This window comes from Cryobacterium lyxosi, assembly GCF_004403345.1.
Classification (GTDB): domain Bacteria; phylum Actinomycetota; class Actinomycetes; order Actinomycetales; family Microbacteriaceae; genus Cryobacterium; species Cryobacterium lyxosi.
This window is the reverse complement of sequence record NZ_SOGT01000002.1, coordinates 104,251-130,729: the sequence shown is the minus strand read 5'-3', so window position 1 is coordinate 130,729 and position 26,479 is coordinate 104,251. Positions and strand designations below refer to the sequence as shown.

The window sequence follows — 26,479 nt, the reverse complement described above, 5'->3', positions numbered from 1 at the left end:
GGCCATCGGTCCAGCTTGGTGACCCGCACGCGCGGCCGTCAGTTGGTTTATTGGGAGACGCTCGGTCAAACCGGGGCGGATGCCACCGGCCGCGCAGCCGGAGCCGCCAGCCCGGCCAGTACCATCAGCGCCAAGATCAGGTAGAGGGCATTGAGGATACCCCAGGCCTCGCCGAGCAGGCCGAGCACGGGAGGCCCGACCAGGAAGGCGAAGTAGCCGATGATGGCAACGGCACTCACCCGGGCCGCGGCGTTCTTGGTGTCGTCGGCGGCCGCGGACATGCCCACCGGAAAACCGAGCGACGCGCCGATGCCCCAGAGAATCGTGCCCGCGATCACGAGCGGAGTGTTCGGCGCGAGGATGAACAGCGCGAGCCCCGCAATGCCGATTCCCGCGCAGGCGCGCAATACGAGAACCCGGCCAAAGCGATCGAGCACGGGCCCGCCAATGACGCGCCCCACGGTCATCGCGGCCACGAACACGCCGAAGACGATTGCACCGTCGGTGTTGCTGAGGCCGTGACCATCGACCGAGGCGAGGGCGAGCCAGTCGTTGGCCGAGCCCTCGGCAAAGGTCATGCCGAGCACGATGACGCCGATCAGAAGCAGTTTACGGTCGCGCCAAACGGCGAGACTATCTCGCAGGCGGTTGCGCCAGGCTGGCGCGGGGACATCCGCTTCAGTGGTGTTGACGGGCGCCGGAAGAAAACGCACGGCCACGACGATCGTGCTCAGAACGAGCACCGCCACGATCATCAGGTGCCAGAACACCGAAACCTGCCAAGCGGATGCGGCGGCGCCACCGAGTGCGCCGACCACCGTGCCGAGGCTGAAGCAGGCGTGCATGAGCGGCATGAGCGTGCGACCGATGGCACGTTCAGCTGCGGCGCCCTCGACGTTCATCATGACGTCGACGGATCCCATGCCGATTCCGAAGACGGCGAGGGCGGCGAACACGAACGGTGCCGAGGGCACGACGCTGACACCGACGCCCATGAGCACGAGCCCGGAGGCCGACAACGAGACGCTGAGCAGCATGGCCCGGCGGGCGCCGAGGCGATTGAGCAGGCCCGCGGCGATCAACAGGCCGACGACCGAGCCGGCGGAGAGTCCAAAGATGAGCACGCCGACCTGAGCAGTGTCGAGCCTGAGGCCGTCGCGCACGGCGGGAACCCGCGACATCCAGCTCGCGAGGCCGAGGCCTGACACAAAGAACGCCGCGAAGACGGCATTGCGCCAGCCGAGCAGGGCGGGGCGCGCACTGCCGACGGCGTCAATAGCGACGCTGGAGTCAGCGGGGTTAGCCATAATCGGCATCACGGTTCCTGGATGGGGGCGGACGGCCTCGACTCGAGACGGGCGGACAGGTCAAAGGTACAACGAGTGCCACCCGAACGATTTGCCTAGATGCTGCGGTGGTCTCGTACCGCGGATTCCAAATCTGCGAGTCCGGGGGCCATCGCGGCATCGACGGCCATGGGGTCGGAGATGTTGAGCTCCTGCATGCCGCGCCGGTCTTCGGGGACCGTGTTGATTTCGTGGTCGCCAGCCTCCAGTCCGGCCAGCACATCGGCAATGACGTCGTCGAGGGATCGACGCTCCCAGCCCAAGTCGGCGCCGGCGTTCTGAGATGACATCATGTCGGTATCCGTCGCGCCCGGGTAGACGGTCGTCACGTGCACTTTCACTCCGGTCAATTCGCGCCGCAGGGATTCTCCGAAACGAGCGAGGCCGGCCTTAGTCGCGGCGTAGACCGTATAAAATGGCATGCCGACGAGGGCGATTCCGCTGGATATGTTCAAGACAATGCTGTCTCGGTCGGCGCCGGTACGAAGACGCGGCAACAGAGCCCGGGTCAGAAGCACGGGGGCAACGAGGTTGAGTTCGATCATGGACCGAATGTCGGCCTCGCTGGTCAATTCGAGCCGGCCGGCGCGCACGTTGCCGGCATTGTTCACAAGTAGGTCCACGGTGGCCCATGACCCTACGGCCTCAGCTACTCGGTCAACACTATTGGGCAGGGTGAGATCCTGCGTAAAAACTTCGGCCGTGCCGCCGGCGGCTTCGACCAGCCGGGCTGTCGCGACGAGCGTTGACTCTTTCCGGCCGACCAGGAGCAGGTGGGCGCCTCTCGATCCGAATTCGACAGCCAGGGCACGCCCTATTCCCTGCCCTGCTCCGGTGATGATGCCGTATCGGTTAGTTAGATCCACAATAGTCATTCCTTCGAATTAGGCGAGACGGGCAGCGAGTACTCGACTTGCATGATCATTGGGGCCAACGGTCTGCTGACTCGGGCTATTCCCCGCGCGCTCCGCCGCGCATCCGGCGTCGCAGCCAGCCAGGCCTCGGCTTGCCCTTGTCGAATGGACACATGGACACACGATTCGCTCCGTCGACAAAGTTAGCGTAGCCTTACCTTAGCAATCGTTCGCCACGTCTCTGGAGTCCCATGCGCATTCCCATCTCTGTCGCCGCACTCGTTGCCGGCGCCACCGTTTTCGCCCTCGCCGGATGCACGCAGGCCGCCGAGCCGGCAGCAAGCTCCGCAGACGGTGCCTTCACCCTCTACTCGGGGCGCGACGAAGCGCTCATCCAGCCGCTCATCGACCAATTCGAGGAGCAAAGCGGCATCAGCGTCGAGGTGCGCTACGGCAACACCGCCGAGCTCGGCGCCCTGCTGCTCGAAGAGGGCGAGGCCACTCCAGCCCAGGTGTTTCTCGCGCAAGACGCCGGAGCGCTCGGAGCGCTGAGCAACGCCGACCTGTTCGCGACGTTGCCAGCAACAACCACCGACAAGGTCCCAGCCGGATTCACCTCGACCGACGACACCTGGGTTGGCGTCACCGGCCGTGCTCGCGTGATCACCTATGACAGCGAAGTGATGAGTGCGGCCGAGGTGCCTTCAAGCGTTGATGCATTCACCGACCCCGCCTGGGCTGGAAAGTTCGGCATCGCGCCGGCCAACGCGAGCTTTCAAGCCTTTGTCACCGCCTATCGGGTGCTGAACGGCGAAGAGGCCGCAGACAAGTGGGTTGCCGCCGTCGCCGCCAATGACCCGGTCATCTTCGACAACAACCGCGCGATCCTCGCCGCCGTCAACGACGGGGTCATCGAGGCCGGACTCATCAACCACTATTACTGGTTCGCCCAGGCCGCCGAAACCGGCGAGGCCAACATGCGCGCGCAGCTCTCCTATCCCGAGGCTGGCGATGCCGGATCGATCGTGAACGTCACGGGGGCCGGACTGCTCGCAGGTGCCACAGCGGATGCCGACGCGCTCGAGTTCATCGACTATCTCGTCGGCACCGATGCCCAGCAGTATTTCGTCGATGAGACCTACGAGTACCCGCTCATCGCCGGCATCGACGCCCCGGCCGGACTGCCCGTGCTCGACTCACTCGTCAACCCCGACCTCGACCTGGCCGACCTGGACACCCTCGCCGACACCCAGGCCCTGCTCGGCAAACACGGCCTGATCTAACATTGCAGCAGTGAAGGCGCGGTTGTGGGCTCGGGTCGGTGGCTGCGCCCTACCCTGCGCCGGGAGTCTCTCGTGACCGAGCTGCTCATTCCACCGCTCGAAACGGATGCGCCACTGCCACCGCGCGCGCCCGGCCGACATCGCTTCGGCGCGCCGCCCTGGCTGCTGGTGCTCGCCGCGCTCTGCGCGGCGACTGCCGCCATACCGCTGGTCTACCTCGTGGCGCGCACGACCGAGGCAGGGCTCACCGAATTGCTCGATACCCTGATGCGCCAGCGCGTGCTGCAGCTCACGATCAACACGGTGCTGCTCGCTTCGGCCGTCACCCTGTCGTGCCTCGTGCTCGGCACGGTCTGCGCGTGGGTTCTCACGCGCATCCGCTTGCCTCTGCAGCGCACGTTATTGCTGGTTTCCGCGCTGCCACTGGCGGTTCCAAGCTACCTGGCCGCTTACGGCTGGCTGGTCTGGTTTCCGCACCTCAACGGGTTTTGGGCCAGCTGGTTCGTCATGACCGCGGTCTGCACCCCCTACGTGACGCTGCCGGTCGCGGCGGCGCTGCGCGGCGCATCCGCAGATCTGGAATCGGTGGCCCGCACCCTCGGTCGTGGCCCGTTTCGCGCGTTCGCGGCCGCGACCTGGCCGCAGATTCGCCCGGCCGCGATCGCCGGGGCGCTACTGGTATGCCTCTACTCGCTGAGCGATTTCGGGCTCGTCGCGATGCTACGGTTTCAGACGCTCACCTGGGGAATCAATGCCGCGTATGGTGCGAGTTTCGACCGCAACCAGGCCGCGCTGCTCGCCCTCGTGCTGGTCGTGCTCGCCCTCGTGGTTGTGGCCGGCGAACGTCGCAGCCGCCGCCAAGTCTCCAGTGTTCCCGGTCGCAGTACCATGCCGATGCGCTCGCCCGGCCGTACCTGGCCCGTCTATGTCGCGCTGCTCCTCGCCGCGCCGCTCGCCGGGGTCGCGGTTCCGGTGGTCGGATTGCTCAGTCGCCTGCTCGAGGCTGAAACCCTGCGCGCAATCGACGTGTCGCGTTTGGTCGAGGCGATCGGCGCGACCCTCGGGCTGGCCCTGGCGGCTGCCGTGATCGCGGTGCTCGTGGCGCTGCCGATCGCCGCGCTCGCCGCCCGGTACCGCGGAAGGCTCGTCGCGGCAATCGAGGCCGTCGGCTTTCTCGGCCATGCCCTGCCCGGTATCGTCGTGGGCCTCTCCCTCGTGTTCTTCGCGCTCGCTGCGGTTCCAATGTTTTACCAAACCTCGCTCGTGCTCGTTTTCGCCTACGTTGTTCTGTTCATGCCGCGCGCCATCGGCAGCGTGCGCAGCGGCATTGCGGCGGTACCGACCAGCCTCGGCGACGTGTCGCGCATGCTCGGCCTGTCACCGTTTCAGGCCTGGTGGCGGGTGACCGCACGCCTCGCCCTGCCTGGCATCGCGATCGGCGCACTGCTCGTGGCCATCTCAGCTATGAAAGAATTGCCAGCGACGCTGCTGCTGCGGCCGACGGGCATTTCGACGCTCGCGACCGAGTTGTGGAGTCGCACGGCCCTGTTCGAGTTCGGCGCTGCGGCGCCATACGCGGCGGCGCTCGTGCTCGTGGCGATGGTGCCCGCGGTGCTGCTGTCCGGCATTCGCGGCACGGCAAGGGAGAACTAGTGGGCTGGGTAACGATCGAGGCGCTGAGCGTCTCCTATGGTGACACGCGTGTGCTTGACGACGTCAGCCTGCACATTCCGCGCGGCTCGCTCGTGGCCGTCCTCGGTCCCAGCGGATGCGGCAAGACCACGCTCCTGCGCGCGGTTGCGGGTCTGTTGCCGGTCGACTCGGGCACGATCACCGTTGGTGGGCGCCTCGTGACCGGCCCCGGCGTGCTGCGAGCTCCGGAGAAGCGCGGCATGGGCTGGGTTCCGCAAGATGCCTCCCTGTTTCCGCACCTGTCGGTGGGCGAAAACATCGGCTTCGGTCTGCCGCGCACGAAGCAGAACGACGACCTCTACTGCGAACCCGGCGAGACTTCCGGCGGAGTCGGCGGACTGCTGGCCGGACTCACCCGGCGTGGTCGCGCCAACCGCGCCCGACCGGTGTCCGTTCTGGCCGGTACAGCGGCGCACGCGAACCCCCTCACTGCAGTACCGATCAGCCCCGACCGCGGCCGCCAGACCAGCCGCGCGGCCCGCATCGCGGAGCTCGCTACCCTCGTGGGCCTGGCCGAACTCGTGGATCGCGCCCCCTCGCAGCTGTCCGGTGGCCAGGCCCAGCGCGTGTCGCTGGCCCGGGCGCTCGCTCCTCGCCCCGACCTCATACTGCTCGACGAACCGTTCGCGGCCCTCGACCCGCTGCTGCGTTCGGCCCTGCGCACCGAGGTCGCTGCCCTGCTGCGTGGCCAGCACAACACGAGCGTGATCGTGACACACGACCAGGAAGAGGCGCTCTCCCTTGCCGACTTCGTGGCCGTGATGCGCGGCGGGAAGATTTTGCAATTCGGCACCCCAGCGGATGTCTATGAGCGCCCGGTCGACCCCTGGGTCGCTGGATTCGTCGGCGACACCGTCGAACTCGACGGCCAGTGGCGGGACGGCCAGGTGGAGTGCGCCCTCGGCTCTCTCCCGGCGGACTGGATGGGCGCGGCATCCGCCCCCGCCGACGGAACGCCGGTGCTCGTGCTGCTCCGCCCGGAATGGCTGACCCTGGCTCTGCCATCGACCGAACGACAAACGGGTGCCGTCACCACGGCCATCGCCTACGCCGGCCACGACGCCCTGGTGAGCTTCGCCCTCCCGGCAGGCCTCACCGTGCGAGCCCGAGTGGCGGCCCCCGACCTGCCCCGCATCGGCGACCGGCTAACCCTTGGGGTGCGCCAGAATGCTCTCGCCTACCCGCTGGGCGCGTGATTTGGCCGCGGTCCCGAGTTCCTACCGGCAGGTCTGAAAGCCTCTCACTTGCCGCACTGCTGCATCCGCTGACCCGTGCGGCAGTCAGTCCGTAAAGTTACTCTTTGCGCGAGTTGCATGACGTTAGCTCACGCATGTGCCACCCTTGGGACTGGTGAGAGCTCCGAGCCGTGCGCACGAAGCCCTCCCGAAATCATGTGCAAGCGCGCATGAAACGGTTGTAGCCTAGCCAATGGAGGCTAAATGAACGAGCGCAATTCCAATTCGGTCATGAGGCGCAAACCCATTACCGACATCGGCGACGAGACCGCCAAGAACGGTCTTTTCAAGAGCCTCGGACTCTGGCAGCTCACCGCGATCGGCGTCGGCGGCATCATCGGAATCGGTATTTTCACTCTCGCTGGACTCGTTGCAAACGGCGGCCCGGACGGCGAAGGCGCCGGTCCGGCCGTGCTCATCTCCTTCCTCATCGCCGGACTCGCGAGCGCGGCCGCCGCCCTCAGCTACGCAGAGTTCGCCGGGATGATCCCCCGCGCGGGCTCGGCGTACACCTACGGTTATGTCGCCCTCGGTGAGATTATTGGCTGGTTCATCGGCTGGGACCTGCTGCTGGAGTACATCGCGATCGTCGCCGTTGTCGCGATCGGCATCTCGGGGTACTTCACCGAGTTCATGAGCGGCATCGGCATCGACGTTCCGACCTGGATGCAGGGCACCCCCGACACTCTCGACGGTGGCCTGATCAACCTGCCCGCCATCGTGGTCTGCGTGCTCGTGACCTTCATCCTCAGCCGCGGAACGCAGACCTTCGGCCGCTTTGAGCTCGTCGCCGTCGGGCTCAAGGTGTTGCTGATCCTCGCAATCATCGTTCTTGGGTTCTTTTACATCAACACCCAGAACTACGTTCCATTCGTGCCGAATGGGTTCGGCGCGGTCTTCACCGGCGCGGCCACGGTCTTCTTCGCCGTCTTTGGTTATGACGCTATGAGCACCGCCGCCGAAGAGGCCAAAGATGGCAAGAAGCACATGCCGAAGGCGATTTTGCTCTCGCTCGCCATCGCCATGGTGCTCTACGTGCTGGCCACTCTCGTGCTCACCGGCATGCAGAATTGGCAGGATATCGACCCGACCGCCGCCTTCGCCGTCGCATTCCAGTCCGTCGGGCTTCCGATCGTCGCGACCGTGCTCTCGGCCTTCGCCGTTATCTCGATCCTCACCGTTATGCTGACCTTCCTCCTCGGCGTCAGCCGGGTCTGGTTCTCGATGAGCCGCGACGGCCTGCTTCCCAAGTGGTTCTCCGGCACCGACCGGAAGGGAACTCCCGCCCGGGTCACATGGATTGCCGGCCTTGCCGCGGCGCTACTGGCCGGGGTCTTCCCGATCCGGCTGATTGCCGACCTTACCAATATCGGAATTCTCGCCGCCTTCGTCGTGGTGTGCGTCGCCGTGATTGTGTTGCGACGCACCCGCCCCGATGTTCCCCGCACCTTCAAGCTGCCCTTCATGCCCTGGGTGCCCGTGTTCGGGGTGCTGTCTTCTGTCTTTCTCATCACGCAGCTGCACTGGGAGACCTGGCTGCGCTTCGGCATCTGGCTCGTCATCGGCCTGGTCATCTACTTCTTCTACGGTCGCCACAACTCCGTCATGAACCCGAAAAGCCCCCGCTACATCGAGCATCCGGTCGATCCGCACTAGTGCCGTTCAGGCAGTGGATGCCGATGCGCGGCCGGTCCTGCATCTGCGGCGCGAAGTCAGCGCGCGCCGACGATCATCCAGGCCAGACTGCGGGCGCGCAAACTCAACGTTAGGGCGCGGGCGCCGAGGTAGCCGAGGGCGAACGCCGCCATGAGCAATGCGAGACCAACTGGGCCCGCCGGCGCAAAGATCAACACGGCGGCGGCCAATGGCACGAAGGCTGCGAAGTTGAGCAGCCCGGTCAAGGCTAGGTAGCGAGCGTCGCCGGCGCCGATGAGCACGCCATCGAGCACGAACACCACCGCGCCGAGGGGAACGGATGCCCCCAGCACGATCAACGTCAGCGGCAGCAGTGAGGTCACCGCGTCAGAGTTCGTGAACGCGTGCCCGAGCACGCCGCTCGTGCCGATCACGACCGCGGCGAGCACGAGGCCGGCCAGCACGCCCCATTCCAGGCAGCGGCGCAGCACGGCGCGCACCTGCGCCACGTCTCCGGCACCGAGGCCGCGACCGACGAGAGCCTGGGCGGCGATCGCGAGGGCGTCGAGGGCAAAGGCGAGCGTCGCGAACAGGGTCATGGCAATCTGAAAGGCCGCGAGCTCGGGGGAGCCGAGCTGGGTGGCCACGAACACGGCGAGCAGCATGGCAGCGCGCAGGCTGAGCGTGCGCACAAACAGCCAGCCTCCGCTGCGGGCGCCGAGTAGTAATCCGGCTCGGTGCGGGCGCAGCGTAGCGCTCTGGCGCCTGGCGTGCGTGGCGACCACCACGAGGTAGACCAGGGCCATGCCCCACTGCGCCACGACGGTGCCGATGGCCGATCCGGCAATGCCCCAGCCGAGCAGGTAGATGAAGACATAGTTGAGCGCGATGTTCACACCGAAGCCGATTCCGGCGACGTAGAGCGGGGTGCGGGTGTCCTGCAGGCCGCGCAGCAGTCCGGTAGCGGCGAACACCAGCAGCATGGCGGGCAGGCCGAACATTGAGATGCTGAGGTAGGTGGCGGCATCCGCTGTCACGGCCGGTTCGGCGCCGAACGCGCCGACGAGCACCGGAACCGCGAGCAGGCCACCGGCCGCGAGAACGATTCCGAGGCCGACGGCGAGCCAGAGCCCGTCGATGCCGACGGAGACTGCCTTGCGCGTATCGCCGGCGCCGAGCCAGCGGGCCACGGCCGGGGTGGTGCTGTAGGCGAGAAACACCATGAGGCCGATGATGGTTTGCAGCACCGCGCTCGCCAGGCCGAGTCCGGCCAGAGGGGTGGTGCCGAGGTGGCCGACCATGGCCGAATCCGCCAGCAGAAACAGCGGTTCGGCCATGAGGGCGCCGAGCGCGGGCACGGCGAGCCGCAGAATGTCGCGGTCGATGGGCTGTGCCCGCAAAATATTGATGGTTCGACTCTACGGGGGCGCGCCGGTCAGTTCTGAGCCGCGCTGCCGCCTGACTTATTAAGCGTTGCGTTGCGCCGGAGACTGGCAGCGTTCCTGTGCGTTCGCGCCGATTCCGGGAGTTGGTAGATTTGGCGGTGTTGAATCCGAAGACTCAGTGGCAGTGCCTCGGGGATGCTGCCTAACCAGCAGGTGCCGGCCACGAGGTCCCTGTTCATTGTGGGTATGGTTTCATCATGTACCGCATCAGAATTGTCAGCGCATTCGTCGGTCGTTGGTTTGCCGTTATTGTTTTGGCTGCGGGGGCGTTGGCGCTTGCTGTGCCCGACGCATTTTCAGGCCTGACCGTGGCGATCCCGTGGTTACTTGCCGTGATCATGCTGGGAATGGGTATGACGCTGCGTCCCGTTGACTTTGCGATTATTGCCAGGCGGCCGTGGGCGCTACTGCTCGGCGTTGCCGTCCAGTTTTTTGTGATGCCGCTGCTTGGCTTTGGGATTGCCGTCGCGTTGGGGCTTTCGCCGATGCTGACGGCCGGCATGATTTTGGTCGGTTCGGTGCCCGGAGGTACAGCGTCCAACGTGATGGTTTACCTCTCTAAGGGCGATACCGCATTGTCTGTGGCGATGACGTCCGTTTCGACGTTGTTGGCGCCTGTGCTGACGCCGCTGCTGGTCTTGGTGCTCGTGGGAGAGTCCTTGCCCGTAAATGCTGGCGCTTTATTCGTGTCGATTGTGCAGATCGTGCTGGTTCCGGTGGTGCTCGGGCTCGTGCTGCGCATGATCGTGCCGCGCCTGGTGGAGCGGTTTCTCGATGTTTTGCCGCTGCTGTCGGTGGCCGGCATCACCGTCGTGGTTGCGGCCGTCATCGCCGCGAGTGCCTCTACGCTGTTATCGATTGGCGTGCTCGTGGTCGTCGCCGTGATCTTGCACAACTCCCTCGGGCTGACGTTGGGGTACTACATCGGGCGTCTGTTCGGGCTTCCCGTCGCTAGTCGCCGAGCTCTCAGCTTTGAGGTGGGCATGCAGAATTCCGGCCTCGCCGCCGCCCTGGCCGTGGCGCATTTCAACCCGGTGGCCGCGCTGCCAGCAGCGATATTCTCGGTCTGGCACAACGTATCGGGTTCGGTGCTCGCCAGCTACTGGGCGCGCAAAGACCTATCGTCCGATGAGGTTTCCGAATCTTTGCCGGTCACCACCCGAGCCGGATCTGACCGGTAGTCAGAAGGCAGTGACCAAGCGCTGACCACCGCCGGCTAACGGGCAGCTGCGTCACGTTTCGTTAGTTCTCCCTTGGTAGCGGGCGGCTGCGTTTCCTCGTGTTTGTGAGCGTCGACGAGTTCTTGTGCCATGGTGCTTGCTTCGCGAACGAGAGCAGCGTCGCGGCCGACCTTCGCTGCGGTGATAGCCGCGTCGTAGAGCAAGACGAGGCGGGATACTGCCGTGGACATAGTGTCTGCACCGAGGAGGTTGGCCAGGTGTGTGCGAACGACGGCGCGGTAGTCTTGCGCGACCGTGCGTACCGCCGCGCATTCCGGCAGTTCGATCACAGCGTTGGTGAATGGGCAGCCGTGGAACGTGTTCAATTCGACTGAGCGGGCGACGGCCTCAAATAGGGCGGCGACCCGCTCCCGGCGTGGTGAGAGCGGATTGTCCAGTACGTGGGCGTTTCGGATCCAGCCGTCTAGTTCCTGCTCCAGGTAGGCCACGACGAGAGCTTCTTTGTTGGCGAAGTTGTTATAGAGGCTGGCTTTGGCGACGCCCGCGTTACGCACGACAAGGTCGATTCCCGTTGCATTGATGCCGTGTTCGTGGAACAGGCGGCCCGCGGACGCGAGTAGGCGCTCTTTGGCGCTCACTATCGGGGTGATGGTCGACGAATGCATACTTTGATATTACCAGACCGATCGGTACAGTTAAGAGTGACCAGATCGGTCTAACTAGGAGGTAACTATTCATGTCTGAATTTAAGATCGCCGTCGTCATTTATGAGCCCATCGGCTCCGACACCTCACGCGTCTATCGCGGTCTCAAAACCGCCCTCGAATTCAAGGATGCTGGCGATGATGTCGTCGTCGTTTTCGACGGATCGGGTGTTGAATCCCTCGCCGCCATCTCAGACCCTAAGCACAAAATGAACCCGCTCGCCGTTGCCCTGCACGACAACATCCGGGGCGCCTGCGCATTCTGCGTCGCATCCCACGGGGTTACCGACGCTGTCGAGTCCGGCGGCTGGCCGCTACTTGCTGAGTACAAAGGCGAAGCGAGTATCCGTTCTCTCGTCGTCCAGGGCTACCAGATCCTCAACTTCTAAGCACCACGTCCGCCCCCGTTCCCTTGCATGAATTGGAGTTTTCATGGCCCTGACAGTACTTCTTGACCTTCGCTTGAAACCGGAAGCCGTTCTCGGTGCGCCGGCCATGCTGCGAGACATCCTTACCGGGACCCGAGCATTTGAGGGGTGTTTGGGTGTTGACGTGTTGCTTGATTGTGATGATCCCGCCCACATGATCTTGCTGGAGCGGTGGGCGTCGGCCGACGCTGACGCGGCCTACCGTGAGTGGCGTGCGGGTGCGGGTGCGACCGAACTGGGCTCATTGCTAGCCAGCGCCCCCCAAGTCTCAATGTTTGAGACTGCCAGCGACATCTGACTGACCACGACAGCACGCACCCGAGATCGTGTTCCCGTTCTCGGGTGCGCGCCGTGGGTTGTTGCAACGCCGGTGGTTTGCGGTCATCAGTAGGGAACAGGGCGTAGTTCTGCAACACGCGGACGCACCCCGGTGTCGACTCCCGTGTTGCAAGCCGCCTGCCCGCCTGCCGCGGGAATCTGGCACGACTATCTCCTCACAACTCCGAATAAACGATCCCTTATTGTATTTCGTCGAGGGGTCGGTTTGGCCGTCTCGTTCGCAACAATCGAACCCAGATACCTATTCGAAGTGATGCGGCGCTGGCGGGCAACATTTTTTTAGTATCGAATATTGATTCGCACACTCGGCTTCCACCGACTCCGCCCAGATAGGCTGGGCTCATGACTGAGCTGGCGAGTGCATCCGGAATCAACGAGAACGAACTTGACCCGGAGGTGCGCCCACAAGACGATCTCTTTCGGCACGTGAACGGCAAGTGGATCGCACGTAGCGAGATCCCCGCCGACAAGGCCCGCTGGGGTTCCTTCACGATGCTTGCCGAAGACGCCGAGAAGGCCGTGCGTGAGATTATCGTCGAGGCGCAGGCCGCGCCAGCGGGCAGCCTGGAGCGCAAGTTCGGCGACCTCTACACGAGCTTTCTCGACGAAGAGCGCATCGAAGCGCTCGGGTCCAGCCCGCTGCGCGACGACCTTGCCGCGGTCGACGCGGTCACCAGCATCTCCGAACTTCTCTCGACCCTCGGCCGCCTCGAGCGCGGTGGCGTCGCCGGAGCCTTCCACCTCTACGTCGACAACGACCCAGGCAACCCCGAACGCTACCTGGTCTTCATCGCGCAGGGTGGTATCGGCTTGCCAGACGAGTCCTATTACCGCGAAGAAAAGTTCGCCGAGATTCGCACCAAGTACCAGGAATTTCTCGAGCGGATGTTCACCCTCGCCGGTTTCGATGGCGCCGCCGAACGCGCAGCGCGCGTCTTCGACCTCGAAACCGAACTCGCCTCGCACCACTGGGACAAGGTAGCCACCCGCGACAGTGAGAAAACCTACAACCTGCGCACCTGGGGCCAGGTCTCGGCGCTCGCAGCGGGTGCCGACGTCGACCTCTGGCTTGCGGGCCTCGACGCCCCGGCCGGCGGCTTCGAGGAGGTCGTCGTTCGTGAACCCAGCTTCATTGCGGGGCTCGCGACCGCCCTGTCAGACGACCGCCTCGAATCGTGGCAGGACTGGCTGCGCTGGCAGGTCATCCGCTCGAGTGCTGCGTACCTGTCGGGTGAATTCGTGGAGGCGAACTTCGACTTCTACGGGCGCACCCTGAGCGGCACCCCGCAGCTGCGTGACCGCTGGAAGCGCGGCGTCTCACTCGTGGAGGGCGCTCTCGGCGAGGCCGTGGGCCGCATCTACGTGGAGCGTCACTTCAAGCCGAGCGCCAAGGAGAGCATGGACGTGCTCGTGGCCAACCTCGTGCAAGCCTACGAAAACAGCATCAGCACCCTCGACTGGATGACCGAGGAGACACGCACAAGAGCCCTCGAAAAGCTGCGCAAATTCACGCCGAAGATCGGCTACCCGGTGAAGTGGCGCGACTATTCCAGCCTCGAGATCGCAGCCGACGACCTCATCAGCAACGTCAAGGCCGCTGGCGAGTTCGAGTTTCAGCGCGAGCTCGGCAAGATCGGCAAGCCGCTCGACCGCGACGAATGGTTCATGACGCCGCAGACCATCAACGCCTACTACAACCCCGGATTCAACGAAATCGTCTTTCCGGCCGCCATCTTGCAGTTTCCGTTCTTCGACGATGCGCGTGACCCGGCCGCCAATTACGGCGCGATCGGTGCGGTCATCGGCCACGAGATCGGACACGGCTTCGACGACCAGGGCTCCAAGTACGATGGCGATGGCCGCCTCACCGACTGGTGGACCGCCGAGGACAAGGCCGCGTTCGAGCTGCGCACGACCGCGCTCATCGCGCAATTCGAGGGCCTTACGCCGCAGGCCATCCCCGGCCACACCGTCAACGGCGCACTCACGATCGGCGAGAACATCGGCGACCTCGGCGGGCTCTCCATCGCTTGGAAGGCCTATCTGCTCTCGCTGAACGGTGCAGAAAGCCCCGTCATCGACGGACTCACCGGTGCCGAACGATTCTTTCTCTCCTGGGCCCAGGCCTGGCAGATGAAATTGCGCGACGCTGAGGCCATCCGCTTGCTGGCTATCGACCCGCACTCCCCGAACGAGTTTCGCTGCAACCAGATCGTCAGCAATATCCCTGCGTTCTATGAGGCGTTCGAGGTTAGCGAAGCGGATGCCCTCTACCTCGCCCCCGACCAGCGCGTCACCATCTGGTAGCGCGATCGTCCCCCCGTCCGGGTTACTGTAGGAACAAGCTCTTCTGAGCTGGGGATGAGGCAGGCGCGGGGCGTATGCCGAGGAAAGGATCGAACCGAGTGATCGTTTCCGGGCGCGACGCCGACGGCGCCAGTGCTGCTTCCAGCCGGGCGGATGCCGTGCCTGGCCGTTCCCGCCACGCGGCAGTGCCTGGCGGCAAACACCGCACAACAGACTCGCCTGAGAATTTCGCCCGTGGCTTTGCGTGCCTCGGCGAACTCGCCCTCAACGGTGTGCAGGTCTCGGCCCGGGCAACCGATCTTTCGACCGGACGCGTGCTCTTCTCGGTCGACGACCACGTGTCGATGCCAACGGCGAGCGTTGGCAAGGTGCTGCTGCTGATCGAGGTGGCAGCGCGCCTGAACGACGCCGAATTCGGGCTGGCCACGATGCTCGAACGATCCGGCGCGGATGCCGTGAGTGATTCCGGTGTCTGGCAGCACCTGCAGACTTCACGACTCGGTGTCGCTGATCTTGCCGCCCTCGTTGGCGCGACGAGTGACAACCTCGCCACGAACGTGCTCATTCGTGCCGTCGGGCTGCACTCGGTGCGCGCCCGTACCGAACAGCTCGGACTCAGCCGCACGGCGCTGCTCGATCTGGTGCGCGACACACGCGGCCCCGACGACGCGCCGCAGCTCTCAGTGGGCAGCGCGAAGGAGCTCACCTGGCTGTTCACGGCGCTCGCCCGCGGTGAGATCGTGAATGCTGAGACCAGCGCGCGGGTGATTGGCTGGCTGTCGCTCAACACCGACCTGTCGCTCGTGGCCAGTGCCTTCGGCCTGGATCCGCTCGCGCACCGGGAGAGCGACCACGGTCTGCTCATGGTCAACAAGACGGGAACGACTACGGGCGTTCGCAGCGAGGTGGGAATCCTCCGCGGTCCGCGGGCCGGAGTGACGTACGCGGTGTCGATGGTGTTCGACGATGCTCGGCATATGACCCGGCTCGCGGTGCTCGACGGCATGCGCTCGGTGGGGGCCGACCTGCTGGAGTACGTGCACTAACTGGGGGTAAGTTGTGCCATCGTGGAGGTGACGGGCAGTGACGCCCGACACCGACGCGAAGGAGCTACGCCATGGCGGTCATCGGATGGATTGGGCTGGGCCACATGGGCGGCCCCATGACGGCAAACCTGGTGAAGGCCGGGCACAGCGTGCGCGGCTTCGACCTGAGCGTCGAAGCCCTCGACGCTGCGGTGGCCGCCGGCGTCACGCGCGCGACGAGCATCCAAGAGGCCGTAGAAGGCGCCGACGTGGTTTTCACCATATTGCCCAAGGGCGAGCATGCCCGCGCGGTGTACTTCGGTGACGAAGGAGTGTTCGCCCACGCCGACCCGAAAACCCTGCTCGTGGAGTCCTCGACGATCGACATTGAATCGTCCCAGGCCCTGCACGATGCCGCGGCGGCTGCGGGCTTTCGCCTGGTAGACGCCCCGGTCTCTGGCGGCATCACCGGTGCAGAGAATGGCACGCTCACCTTCATGATCGGAGGCGCTGCGGATGCCGTCGGCGACGCTACCGAATACATCAAGCCGATGGCCGCGAATATCATTCCGACCGGTGGCGCGACGACCGGTCAGGCCGCGAAGATCTGCAATAACCTGATGCTGTTCATCAGTCTCGCTGCGACCGCTGAAGGGGCGGTGCTGGCGGATCGGTTGGGACTGGACGCGCAGGTGTTTTGGGATATCGCATCTGTTTCGTCGGGCGATAGCTGGGCGCTGCGCACCTGGTATCCAATTGCCGGCGTCGTGCCATCGGCGGCCGTGAACCGCGACTTCGCGCCGACCTTTACGACCGACCTCGCCAATAAGGACATCGGCCTGGCGGTCGCCGCTGCCGCTGCCACCGACACGCCGCTGGAGATCGGCCAGCATGTGCAGCAGCTGTTTCAACGCCTGATCGACCAGGGCCACGGCGGTAAGGACTGCTCCATGATCGTGAAACTGGTCGACGGCACCCTGGCCTGACGCGGCTGGATTCGACGAGGGCGGGATGGAATCCCGAGTAGACAGTTTGGCTAGCTAGTAAGACTATGTAGTTATGCAACCCAAACCCTGGCCAGCCGATTGGATGCGTGCAGCGCTGAGCCTGTGCGTGCTGCGCACGCTCGCGCCGGGCCCGACCTACGGCTACGCGATCGCGTCGGCGCTCGAGGCGGCGGGCTTGGGTGCCATCAAGGGTGGCACGCTCTATCCGCTGCTCACCCGCTTCGAGGCGGCCGGCTGGATCGCCGGCGAATGGCGACCGGGCGCAGGGGGACCGGGCCGCAAATACTTCTCGCTCACCGACGACGGACAGCAAGAGCTCTCCGACCAAGCGGCCCACTGGCAACTTTTTTCCGCCACCGTGCACGACCACTTACAGAAAGGCCCGGTCGAATCATGATGACCAGCAACCCGCATGATCACGACAGCAGCGATTTTCGCCTGTCCGGTTTAGACGGCGCTACTGCGGGCAGCGTCAACTCGGTGAGCCGCTCGGGGGCTAGCTGTTCGGAGCTGCACGAATAGCCGACCTCGGGGGTCGAGGATGCTGCTGGCGATTAGGCTGATCACACGTAAGTTTCAAAGGAGATACGTTGGCACTGAATCGTCGCGTGGTTGTCGGAGTAGATTCCTCGACCCAAAGTTGCAAGGTAGTCAGTGTCGACGCCGACACCGGAGAGCTGTTACAGCTGCGCAGCGCACCCCACCCCGATGGCACGAGCATCAACCCCGAACGCTGGTGGGAGGCTTTCGAGCAAGCCGGCGGTGGCGCAGCCGCTGAGGGTGCAGGCAATGTGCTCGCCCTCGGCGTGAGCGCGCAGCAGCACGGAATGGTCGCCCTCGACCGCGAAGACACGCCCGTTCATGACGCCCTGCTCTGGAATGATGTGCGCAGCGCCCCGCAGGCCGCAGCGCTCACCGAAAAGTATGGCGCCTCGATGTGGGCCGAGGAGGTCGGCGTCGTGCCGGTCGCCTCGTTCACCATTACGAAGCTGGCCTGGCTGCACGAGCACCGGCCCGAACTCGCCGCGCGCGTCGAGCAGGTGATGTTGCCGCACGACTGGCTCACCTGGAACATTCTCGGGCGGCCCGCCGAAGCCACGACCGACCGCAGCGACGCCTCCGGCACCGGGTATTTCTCGGTGCAGAGCAATGAGTACCGTCTCGATCTGCTTGAGGCCGCCCTCGGCCGTGCCACCCGGGTACCGCGCGTGCTCGGGCCGTCGGAGCGAGCTGGACTGACTCAAAGCGGCGTCATCGTGTCGGCCGGCGCCGGCGACAACGCAGCCGCAGCCCTCGGCCTTGGCGCCGAGGAGGGCGACGTTGTTGTATCGATCGGTACGAGCGGCACCGTATTCGCCAGCACTGCCGCCCGCATAGTGGATCCCTCCGGCTCGGTCGCCGGGTTCGCCGACGCTGCCGGCGGCCAGCTTCCCCTGCTCGCGACCATCAACGGTGCCCGCACCCTCGTGGCGACGGCCGGCCTGCTCGGCGTCGACATCGAGCGGTTCGGCGCGCTCGCCCTCGCCGCCCCGATCGACGCCGACGGCCTGCTCCTGCTGCCCTACCTCGATGGCGAACGCACCCCGAATCTGCCGGATGCCACCGGTTCGCTCACCGGAATGCGCCGAGCCAATATGCGCCCCGAAAACCTGGCCCAGGCATCCGTTCTGGGTCTGGTCTGCAGCCTCGCTGACGCGCTCGACTCGTTGCGCGGCCAGGGCGTGCCCGTGCGGCAGGTCATTCTGATCGGTGGTGGCTCGCAATCGCCCGCCGTGCAGAAAATTGTCGCGGATGTTTTCGGTGTGCCGGTCGTGCTGCCAGCCCCCGGCGAATACGTGGCCCTCGGGGCTGCCCGGCAGGCAGCCTGGGCGCTCGACGGTGACTTCCCGCTGTGGAAACGCGAGATCGCCACTGAACTCGAGCCCTCGACCACGAGAGACTGGGCCATCGACGTACGCGCACGCTACGCGGAGCAACGCGCACTCATCTACGGGGTCTGAGAGACCCGCTTCACAGGCCGCCTGCAAAATGAACGACTACGGCCCAAAACAGAACAGGGCGACCGCCCACAGCGCCGAGTGAACACCCACCCGAGATACCAGCAGGCGGTACAGCGCGAGGGGGGCCAGAGCGCCGAGCAGGGTGGCCACGAGCACTCGAGACACCGCCCAGATCACCAGCACCAGGCCCCACGGCGGCAGGCGGTCGAGGTGAGAGCGGAGCGCGCTCAACCGTCCCGCCCCGCCGCGTTCGTCATCGCCCCAGACGAGCTGCCCGTGACGGAGCTAGCAGCAGCGCCCCTGCGGGTTCTTATCCTGGCGGTCGGTCTGGTCCCGCCAGAATTCGCGCTCGGTGAGTAGCGGATGCGGCGCGCGGTCGAGGCCGGCAGCATCCGTTTCGCAGGAGGCGGCGTGGTGCGCCACGTACTTCTCGTAGGCATCCTCGCCGAGGAGGCCTTTGAGGTACCAGGTCACGCCGCGGGCGCCCGCGCGGACGCCCGCCCACAGGGTCATTAGTGGCCCGTGACCTTAATTTTTTTCTCGGCCGGCAGGGCATCCCACTGCGCCTGCAGCACCTTTTCGGGCGGGGTCATGATGAACCCGGCCGGGGCATAGGTTTGCGACTGCACGGCGTCATCCTCGCTCGTGGCGTTCGAGCGCTGGCGGTACGCGCGCACGGTGGCCTGGATCGCGGTCAGGATAACGATGATCGAGAGCACGACGAAAATGATCGACAGCACACCCTGCACCATCGTGTTGCGCACGACCGCCTCCATCGCCAGCACGTTCGGCGCGGTGCCGAAGCTCGTTTCGCCGGCGGCCAGTGCGTTGGCGAACGCACGGTTCTGGGCGAAGTAGCCGATGCCGGGCGTGGTCGAGAAGATCTTCAGGAACGAAGCCGAAATGGTGACCACGGATGCGAAACCCAGCGGCAGCGCCACCACCCAGAGGTATTTGAACAAACCACGTTTGGCGACAATGGCCATACACACGGCCAGGGCGATGGCCGCGAGCAGCTGGTTGGCGATGCCGAACAGCGGAAACAGCGTGTTGATGCCCCCGAGCGGATCGGTCACTCCCATCAGCAGCACGGCTCCCCAGGCCGCGACCATGATAGCCGTGGCAGCCCAGGCGCCGGGGCGCCAGGAGGTGTTCTTGAACTTCGGGAAGAAGTTGCCGAGGCTGTCCTGCAGCATGAAGCGGGCGACGCGGGTACCGGCATCCACTGCGGTGAGGATGAACAGCGCCTCGAACATGATGGCGAAGTGATACCAGAAACTCATCATCGATGTACCGCCAATGAGCTGCTGCATGATGTGCGAGAGCCCGACGGCCAGCGTGGGTGCGCCGCCGGTGCGGGAAACGATCGACTCTTCGCCGACGTTGGTGGCCATGTCGGTCAACATGCTCGGGGTGAGGTTGACGCCGGTGAGGCCGAGGCCGTTCACGAACGCGACCGCGCCCTGCACGGTGCCGCCGGTGAGGGCGGGGGAGGCGTTCATGGCGAAGTAGATGCCACGATCGATCGACAGCGCGGCGACGAGGGCCATGATGGCCACGAGCGACTCCATGAGCATGCCGCCGTAGCCGATGAACCGGGTCTGGCGTTCCTTCTGAATGAGCTTGGGCGTGGTGCCCGAGGCGATGAGGGCGTGGAAACCGCTGAGGGCGCCGCAGGCGATCGTGACGAACAGGAACGGAAACAGCGTTCCGGCGACGACGGGGCCGGTTCCGGTGGTGGCGAAGCCGCTGACTGCCGGCACGTTGATCTCGGGGCGGATGATGACGATCGCCACGGCGAGCATGCCGATCGTGCCGATCTTCATGAAGGTCGACAGGTAGTCGCGCGGTGCCAGCAGTAGCCACACGGGCAGGATTGCGGCGATGAAGCCGTAGATGATGATGCCCCAGGCGATGGTGACCTTGTCGAGCAGCAGGTAGGTCTGGCCCCATTCGGTGCCGTTGACCATGCCGCCGCCGACGATGGCGGCGATGAGCAGCACGAAGCCGATGATGGAGATCTCGGTGATCTTGCCCGGGCGGAAGAAGCGCAGGTAGCAGCCCATGAACAGCGCGATCGGGATGGTCATTCCGACCGAGAAGACGCCCCACGGGCTTTCGGCGAGGGCGTTCGTGACGACAAGGGCCAGGATGGCCACGATGATGACCATGATCACGAGGGTCGCGATGAGGGCGGCGGTGCCACCGATCACGCCGAGTTCGTCGCGGGCCATCTGGCCGAGCGAACGGCCCCCACGTCGCATGGAGAAGTGCAGAATGAGGTAGTCCTGCACGGCGCCGGCGAGTACGACACCGACGATGATCCAAATGGTGCCGGGCAGGTAGCCCAGCTGGGCGGCCAGTACGGGGCCGACCAGTGGCCCGGCGCCGGCAATGGCGGCGAAGTGGTGGCCGAACAAGACGCGGCGATCGGTGGCGGCAAAGTCCTTGCCGTCTGCCTTGTACTCGGCCGGCGTGGCCCGGCGGTCGTCGGGGCGAACGATGTGCTTCTCGATGAACTTTGAGTAGAAGCGGTAGCCGATGAGGTAGGTGCAAATCGCAGCGAAGACGAACCAGATGGCGTTGACGGTCTCGCCGCGCACCACGGCGAGCATGACCCAGCTGAGGCCACCGAGCAGCGAAATAGCAGACCAGATGATAATTTTGAGGGGTGTCCACTGGCGATCGTGGGCGTCGAGCTCCTGGGGATCCAAGGCGACCGCGAGGTCGTGCGGAATCCGTTTCAGAGCGGTCGGTTCTTGGGTCGTGCCTTCTGACATGGTGGACGCTGCGCCCATTTCTCCTCCTTGAGCCAAGGCAGATGCTGTGAACCTGCTTCTGTACGTTACCGCGACGCGAGAATGGCTCAAACCCCGAGCGGGAACTGGGCATGGATCGAGCACGTAAAATAGACAATTGGGCACTCGCCCAAATTTTGCGCCCTCGACCATTGGAGCCACCGTGGCGACGCCCACTCATCTTGATTCCGTCATCGCCCTCGCCCGTCATCGCGGCTTCGTCTTTCAGGCCGGTGAGATCTACGGCGGCTCCCGCTCCGCCTGGGACTACGGCCCCCTCGGCGTCGAGCTCAAAGAGAACATCAAGAAGCAGTGGTGGCGTTCCATGGTCACGAGCCGCGACGACGTCGTGGGCCTTGACTCGTCCGTGATTCTGCCGCGCCAGGTCTGGGAGGCATCTGGTCACGTCGAGGTCTTCAGCGACCCGCTGATCGAGTGCACGAGCTGCCACAAGCGTTTTCGCGCCGACCACCTCGAAGAGCAGTATGAGGAGAAGAAGGGCCGCCCGCCCGAGAACGGGCTCGATGACATCGCGTGCCCCAACTGTGGTAACCGCCACATCTGGACCGAGCCGCGCGCCTTCTCCGGCCTGCTCAAGACCTACCTCGGCCCGGTCGATGACGAGGCCGGCATGCATTACCTGCGCCCTGAAACCGCCCAGGGCATCTTCGTCAACTTCGCCAACGTGCTGCAGGCGTCGCGCTCGAAGCCGCCGTTCGGTATCGGCCAGATCGGCAAGAGCTTTCGCAACGAGATCACACCGGGCAATTTCATCTTTCGCACGCGCGAGTTCGAGCAGATGGAGATGGAATTCTTCGTCGAACCCGGCACCGATGAGACCTGGCACCAGTACTGGATCGACACCCGCATGAAGTGGTACACCGACCTCGGCATCAACCCCGAGAACCTGCGCCTGTTCGAGCACCCGGCCGAAAAGCTCTCGCACTATTCCAAGCGCACCGTCGACATCGAATACCGCTTCGGCTTCACCGGCACCGAGTTCGGTGAGCTCGAGGGTGTGGCGAACCGTGGTGACTTCGACCTGTCAACGCACGCCAAGGCATCCGGTAAAGACCTGACGTACTTCGACCAGACCAAGAACGAGCGCTGGACGCCCTGGGTGATCGAGCCCGCCGCCGGCCTGACCCGTTCACTCATGGCCTTCTTGGTCGACGCCTACGTCGAAGAAGAAGTTCCGAACGCCAAGGGCGGTGTCGACAAGCGCACCGTGCTCAAGCTCGACCCGCGCCTGTCACCGGTGAAGGCCGCGATCCTGCCCCTCTCGCGCAACGAGAAGTTGTCCCCGATGGCGCGCGAGCTTGCTGCGACCCTGCGCCAGCTGTGGAACGTCGACTTCGACGACGCCGGAGCCATCGGCCGTCGTTACCGCCGCCAGGACGAAATCGGTACCCCGTTCTGCATCACAGTCGACTTCGACTCCCTCGACGATCAGGCTGTCACCGTGCGCGACCGCGACACGATGGCGCAGGAGCGTGTGCCGCTCGTCGACCTCGAGGCCTACCTCGCGGTGCGCTTGCGCGGGGCCTAACGGCAGAAAAACGCCTGCCCGGGCGCTCGTCGTGCAGACTGTGACCATGAAAGCGGTCTATTTCGAAGAGTTCGGTGTTCTTCCGGTGCTGCGCGAGGTGCCCGAGCCGCAGCTCAGCGCGGCCGGTGTGATCGTGCGGGTGGAGGCCACCGGTCTCTGCCGCAGCGACTGGCACGGTTGGCAGGGCCATGACACCGACATCGCCCTGCCACACGTTCCCGGTCACGAATTGGTCGGCGTGATTGATGCGGTCGGGCCGCTGGTTCGCCGGTTTCGGGTGGGCCAGCGGGTGACCGTGCCGTTTGTCTGCGCCTGTGGCGACTGTGCGGAATGTGACGCCGGCAACGGACAGGTCTGCCGCAACCAGACCCAGCCCGGCTTCACCCACTGGGGCTCCTACGCGCAACGGGTGGCGTTGCACAACGCCGACGTGAACCTCATCGCCATCGGCGACGCCCTCAACGCGGGCGCCGCGGCGCTGCTCGGCTGTCGTTTCGCGACCTCGTATCGCGGGCTCGTACACCAGGCCGGCCTTCAGGCAGGCGAAACGCTCGTGGTCGTCGGCTGCCGTGGAGTAGGCCTCAGCGCGGTGATGATCGGGCAGGCGCTCGGCGCCACGGTCATCGCCGTCGATATCAGCGCGGACGCGCTCGATGCGGCGACCCGCGTCGGGGCGGCGCACGTGGTCAACTCAGCCGGGCTCGGCGACGACGAGGTGGTCGGACACATTCGGGCCCTGACAACCGACGGCGCCCAGGTGAGTCTCGAGGCGCTCGGCCGGGAGAACACGGTGGCCATCGGCATCCGCTCGCTGGCTACCCGTGGGCGACACGTGCAGATCGGCTTGCTGGCCGACGACCCGCGGGTGCCGCTGGGCACGGTGATCGCGCGGGAACTGACCGTACTCGGCAGCCACGGCATGCCCGCTCACGACTATCCGGCCCTGCTCGACCTGGTGCTGAGCGGTCGGCTGCGCCCGCAAGACCTGATCAGCCGCCGCATCACCCTGGCCGAAGCGCCCGCAGCCCTTGCCGCTATGTCGACTTCCGGTGCACCCGCCGGCGTCACCCTGATCGAGCTGGGCTAAGAGGCGATCGCACCGGTGCCGGCGGCATCCGCCGCGCCAGCAGCGGGCAGCGTCACATCGATACCGAACAGGGCGTCCAGCCCGGTGAGGTAGGCATCCTGCTCGCCGGCGCGGGCCAGTTCGCGGGCACGGACCATGGGGGCGTGCAGCAGTACACCGGCCAGGTGACGCAGGGCTGCCTCGGTGGCTTCGCTCGAGTCGCCGCGGCTGCGAGCCCGGGCGATCTCGGCGTCGCGCAGCTCAAACACATAGCTGCGCAGAGCGACGACGGCCGGGGTGAGGCTTTGCTCTTCGGCGACGTCGGAGAACTTGCGGGCGGCCTTGCCCACGATCTCGCGGGCATCGGATGTGGCATTGAGCTCTTCGAGCGGCGCATGGATGCTGATCGTCTCGAGGTCGAGCAGTTCGACACCGGGTACCAGGGTGACATCGGGTGCCACGTTGCGGGGCAGGCCCAGGTCGATGATGAGCTGTGGTGGCGCTGCGGGGCCGGCATCGGCCGGGCACAGGCGGGCCGGGGCATCGGCGGTAGCGCCGGAAATCTCGAACGGGTTTATACCAATTTCGGTGCGCCCGCGGGTGATCAGGGCTGCATCGATGACGTGGTCATCGCGCAGGGTGCAGGTGACGACCACGTCGGCGCGAGCGACCTCGGCGGCGAAATCCTCGGTGGGAACAGCTTCGATACCGTGTGACGTTGCGAATCCGACGGCGCGACCGGAGGGCGAGTAGACCCGCACGTTCTCGGCTCCGCGGTCACGCAGGGCGGCGAGGGAGGCCCCGGCATAACGGCCAGTGCCGACCAAAAGCACGCGGGCGGTCGACCAGTCACTGACCCGGCTTTCGGCCAGTTCGAGGGCAAGGCGCACGATCGAGCGACCGGCCGAGCCGATTCCGGTGCGGTTCTTCACACCGCGCGATGTCTGGGAAGCCCGCTGAAAGAGGCGCTCGAGCTCGGGGCTCGTGGTGCCGTTGGAGCGAGCCTGCTCGAGTGCGCGGCGCACCTGGCCGGCAATTTCGACCTCACCGACGACGACGGATTCGAGGCCGCTCGTCACGGCGAACAGGTGTTCGGCGACGCCGTTGCCGTGCACGAGGGTGAGATTGTCGCGCAGGAGGTCTGCGTCGAGACCGCTGCTGGCGCTCACGGCCTCAATGGCGGCGTAGACGGCGGGAAGAGGCGACACGCCGTAGGGCTCATTGAGGTCAAGGTAGGCCTCGAATCGGTTGCAGGTCGCAACGACGACGGCACCGCTGAGCGGTCCGTGCTGTGCCACCATGCGGGTAGCCGAAGAGCCCCCGCCCACAGACAACTTCTCCAACACATCGAAGGTGGAGTTTTTATGACTTGCGGACAAAAGAATTAGCACTACGCAATTCTACGACTCAATGCTGTACGCTTCCGGCGCGCGACGCCAGAGATGTTTGAGAGAATGATCGAGATGATCCTCGACGCGCAGCATCCACTCTCCTCCGGCCTCACCGCCGACTCCCGCCTGATCCAGGCCTATCAGGGCACCCGGCCCGCCGTGACGCCGGTGTGGTTCATGCGTCAGGCCGGCCGATCGCTACCCGAATACCGCGAGTTACGCGTCGGAACGCGCATGCTCGACGTGTGTCTCGACCCCGAATTAGCGAGCGAAATCTCGCTGCAGCCGGTGCGTCGGCACCAGGTCGATGCCGGAATCTTCTTCAGCGACATCGTCGTGCCGTTAAAGCTCGTCGGGGTCGACGTGTCGATCGTGGCCGGTAAGGGCCCCGTTCTCGGCAAGGCCGTGCGCACGCCAGCGGATGTCGATGAACTCACCGCCCTCGATCCCGCCCTGCTCGATACGGCCCTCGCACCGATCAGCGCGGCCGTGGGGCTGGCGGTTTCCCAGCTGGGATCGACCCCGCTGATCGGCTTCGCCGGTGCTCCTTTTACGCTCGCCGCATACCTGGTCGAGGGCGGTCCGTCGAAGGATCACATCCACGCCCGTACCCTCATGCATGCCGAACCGGAAGCTTGGGCCAAGCTCATGGCCTGGACCGCCGACGTCACCGGCCGATTCCTGCGCGCCCAGGTGCTCGCCGGGGCGAGTGCTGCCCAACTGTTCGACTCGTGGGCCGGAGCTCTCTCATTAGTCGACTATGCGGAATCCGTTGCCCCGGCGTCGATCGCGGCGATCGCCCACGTGCGCGACCTGACCTACACAGTGCCGGGCCAAGGAGAAGAACTGACCGACCGTAACGTGCCCATCGTGCACTTCGGCGTGGGAACCGGCGAACTGCTCAAAGAAATGCACAACATCGGCGCCGACGTCGTGGGCGTGGACTACCGGGTGCCGCTCGACGAGGCCAACCGCCGGCTGGGCGGTGCAGTCCCGCTGCAAGGCAACGTCGACCCCGCGCTGCTCGCGGCGCCGTGGCCGGTGCTCGAAGCGCACGTGCGCGACGTGCTCGAACGTGGACGCACCGCGCCGTCGCACGTACTCAACCTTGGCCACGGCGTTCCGCCCGACACCAACCCCGATGTGTTGACCCGGCTGGTCAGCCTCGTGCACGACGTGAGCGCGGCCGAGTAG

At 65.4% G+C, this 26,479-nt stretch carries 23 protein-coding genes; 15 read left to right on the top strand and 8 right to left on the bottom strand.

Annotated features, from left to right (window positions below):
• Positions 1-65: 65 nt before the first annotated feature.
• Positions 66-1,307: an MFS transporter gene (locus E3T27_RS01590; RefSeq protein ID WP_134571358.1), complete on the bottom strand. Its 1,242-nt coding sequence runs from the start codon at positions 1,305-1,307 to the stop codon at positions 66-68.
• 95 nt (positions 1,308-1,402) lie between these two features.
• Positions 1,403-2,221: an SDR family NAD(P)-dependent oxidoreductase gene (locus tag E3T27_RS01585; RefSeq protein WP_104197219.1), complete on the bottom strand. Its 819-nt coding sequence runs from the start codon at positions 2,219-2,221 to the stop codon at positions 1,403-1,405.
• 230 nt (positions 2,222-2,451) lie between these two features.
• Here E3T27_RS01585 and E3T27_RS01580 point away from each other — a divergent pair, with 230 nt between their 5' ends.
• The 4 genes from E3T27_RS01580 to E3T27_RS01565 all read left to right on the top strand — a co-directional run bounded on the left by E3T27_RS01580 (position 2,452) and on the right by E3T27_RS01565 (position 8,066).
• A complete protein-coding gene (locus E3T27_RS01580) occupies positions 2,452-3,483 on the top strand; it encodes an extracellular solute-binding protein (RefSeq protein ID WP_134571357.1) in 1,032 nt (343 codons plus the stop codon).
• A 24-nt stretch (positions 3,484-3,507) separates the two neighbouring features.
• Positions 3,508-5,136: an ABC transporter permease gene (locus E3T27_RS16755; RefSeq protein ID WP_198416455.1), complete on the top strand. Its 1,629-nt coding sequence runs from the start codon at positions 3,508-3,510 to the stop codon at positions 5,134-5,136.
• On the top strand, positions 5,136-6,371 hold the full coding sequence (locus E3T27_RS01570; protein WP_198416454.1) for an ABC transporter ATP-binding protein: 1,236 nt from the start codon (positions 5,136-5,138) through the stop codon (positions 6,369-6,371). Before E3T27_RS16755 ends, E3T27_RS01570 begins: the two co-directional genes overlap by 1 nt.
• Before the next feature lie 243 nt (positions 6,372-6,614).
• Positions 6,615-8,066, top strand: a complete 1,452-nt coding sequence (locus E3T27_RS01565; RefSeq protein ID WP_104197217.1) for an amino acid permease — start codon at positions 6,615-6,617, stop codon at positions 8,064-8,066.
• 56 nt (positions 8,067-8,122) lie between these two features.
• Here E3T27_RS01565 and E3T27_RS01560 read toward each other — a convergent pair whose 3' ends face one another.
• Positions 8,123-9,445, bottom strand: a complete 1,323-nt coding sequence (locus E3T27_RS01560) for an MATE family efflux transporter (RefSeq protein WP_134571355.1) — start codon at positions 9,443-9,445, stop codon at positions 8,123-8,125.
• 242 nt (positions 9,446-9,687) lie between these two features.
• On the opposite strand from E3T27_RS01560, the gene E3T27_RS01555 reads away from it, so the two are divergent.
• Positions 9,688-10,671, top strand: a complete 984-nt coding sequence (locus tag E3T27_RS01555) for a bile acid:sodium symporter family protein (protein WP_104197215.1) — start codon at positions 9,688-9,690, stop codon at positions 10,669-10,671.
• Positions 10,672-10,706: 35 nt separating this feature from the next.
• Here E3T27_RS01555 and E3T27_RS01550 read toward each other — a convergent pair whose 3' ends face one another.
• Positions 10,707-11,336 (bottom strand): TetR/AcrR family transcriptional regulator, encoded by a 630-nt coding sequence (locus E3T27_RS01550; protein ID WP_134571354.1) that lies wholly within the window; start codon positions 11,334-11,336, stop codon positions 10,707-10,709.
• 71 nt (positions 11,337-11,407) lie between these two features.
• On the opposite strand from E3T27_RS01550, the gene E3T27_RS01545 reads away from it, so the two are divergent.
• The 7 genes from E3T27_RS01545 to xylB all read left to right on the top strand — a co-directional run bounded on the left by E3T27_RS01545 (position 11,408) and on the right by xylB (position 18,481).
• Positions 11,408-11,764: a DsrE family protein gene (locus E3T27_RS01545; RefSeq protein ID WP_134571353.1), complete on the top strand. Its 357-nt coding sequence runs from the start codon at positions 11,408-11,410 to the stop codon at positions 11,762-11,764.
• Between the two features lie 43 nt (positions 11,765-11,807).
• Positions 11,808-12,101, top strand: coding sequence for a putative quinol monooxygenase (locus E3T27_RS01540; protein WP_104197212.1), 294 nt, complete (start codon positions 11,808-11,810; stop codon positions 12,099-12,101).
• A 383-nt stretch (positions 12,102-12,484) separates the two neighbouring features.
• Positions 12,485-14,449 carry a M13 family metallopeptidase gene (locus E3T27_RS01535; protein WP_134571352.1) on the top strand — a complete coding sequence of 655 codons (1,965 nt, stop codon included), beginning with the start codon at positions 12,485-12,487 and terminating at the stop codon, positions 14,447-14,449.
• A gap of 98 nt (positions 14,450-14,547) precedes the next feature.
• Complete coding sequence (locus E3T27_RS01530; protein ID WP_241992069.1) at positions 14,548-15,495, top strand: serine hydrolase; 948 nt, start codon at positions 14,548-14,550, stop codon at positions 15,493-15,495.
• 71 nt (positions 15,496-15,566) lie between these two features.
• Positions 15,567-16,460 carry a 3-hydroxyisobutyrate dehydrogenase gene (gene mmsB / locus E3T27_RS01525; protein ID WP_104197209.1) on the top strand — a complete coding sequence of 298 codons (894 nt, stop codon included), beginning with the start codon at positions 15,567-15,569 and terminating at the stop codon, positions 16,458-16,460.
• Between the two features lie 73 nt (positions 16,461-16,533).
• The gene (locus E3T27_RS01520; RefSeq protein WP_104197208.1) at positions 16,534-16,878 is read left to right on the top strand and encodes a PadR family transcriptional regulator; all 345 of its coding nucleotides are present in this window, start codon (positions 16,534-16,536) and stop codon (positions 16,876-16,878) included.
• Positions 16,879-17,071: 193 nt separating this feature from the next.
• Positions 17,072-18,481, top strand: a complete 1,410-nt coding sequence (gene xylB / locus E3T27_RS01515; protein ID WP_338144880.1) for a xylulokinase — start codon at positions 17,072-17,074, stop codon at positions 18,479-18,481.
• A gap of 36 nt (positions 18,482-18,517) precedes the next feature.
• Here xylB and E3T27_RS01510 read toward each other — a convergent pair whose 3' ends face one another.
• The 3 genes from E3T27_RS01510 to E3T27_RS01500 are packed head-to-tail and all read right to left on the bottom strand — an operon-like array spanning position 18,518 to position 21,279.
• Positions 18,518-18,712, bottom strand: a complete 195-nt coding sequence (locus E3T27_RS01510) for a hypothetical protein (protein ID WP_134571350.1) — start codon at positions 18,710-18,712, stop codon at positions 18,518-18,520.
• A gap of 54 nt (positions 18,713-18,766) precedes the next feature.
• The gene (locus tag E3T27_RS01505) at positions 18,767-18,994 is read right to left on the bottom strand and encodes a YbdD/YjiX family protein (protein WP_104197207.1); all 228 of its coding nucleotides are present in this window, start codon (positions 18,992-18,994) and stop codon (positions 18,767-18,769) included.
• A complete protein-coding gene (locus E3T27_RS01500; RefSeq protein ID WP_233200775.1) occupies positions 18,994-21,279 on the bottom strand; it encodes a carbon starvation CstA family protein in 2,286 nt (761 codons plus the stop codon). Before E3T27_RS01500 ends, E3T27_RS01505 begins: the two co-directional genes overlap by 1 nt.
• A 163-nt stretch (positions 21,280-21,442) precedes the next feature.
• On the opposite strand from E3T27_RS01500, the gene E3T27_RS01495 reads away from it, so the two are divergent.
• Both E3T27_RS01495 and E3T27_RS01490 read left to right on the top strand, forming a co-directional pair.
• Entirely contained in the window at positions 21,443-22,828 is a 1,386-nt protein-coding gene (locus tag E3T27_RS01495) for a glycine--tRNA ligase (RefSeq protein ID WP_104197206.1), read from the top strand.
• Between the two features lie 46 nt (positions 22,829-22,874).
• Positions 22,875-23,915 (top strand): zinc-binding dehydrogenase, encoded by a 1,041-nt coding sequence (locus E3T27_RS01490; RefSeq protein WP_134571349.1) that lies wholly within the window; start codon positions 22,875-22,877, stop codon positions 23,913-23,915.
• Here E3T27_RS01490 and E3T27_RS01485 read toward each other — a convergent pair.
• Positions 23,912-25,285: a glutamyl-tRNA reductase gene (locus E3T27_RS01485; RefSeq protein ID WP_104197205.1), complete on the bottom strand. Its 1,374-nt coding sequence runs from the start codon at positions 25,283-25,285 to the stop codon at positions 23,912-23,914. The genes E3T27_RS01490 and E3T27_RS01485 overlap by 4 nt on opposite strands.
• Before the next feature lie 72 nt (positions 25,286-25,357).
• On the opposite strand from E3T27_RS01485, the gene hemE reads away from it, so the two are divergent.
• Positions 25,358-26,479, top strand: coding sequence for a uroporphyrinogen decarboxylase (gene hemE / locus E3T27_RS01480; protein ID WP_134571529.1), 1,122 nt, complete (start codon positions 25,358-25,360; stop codon positions 26,477-26,479).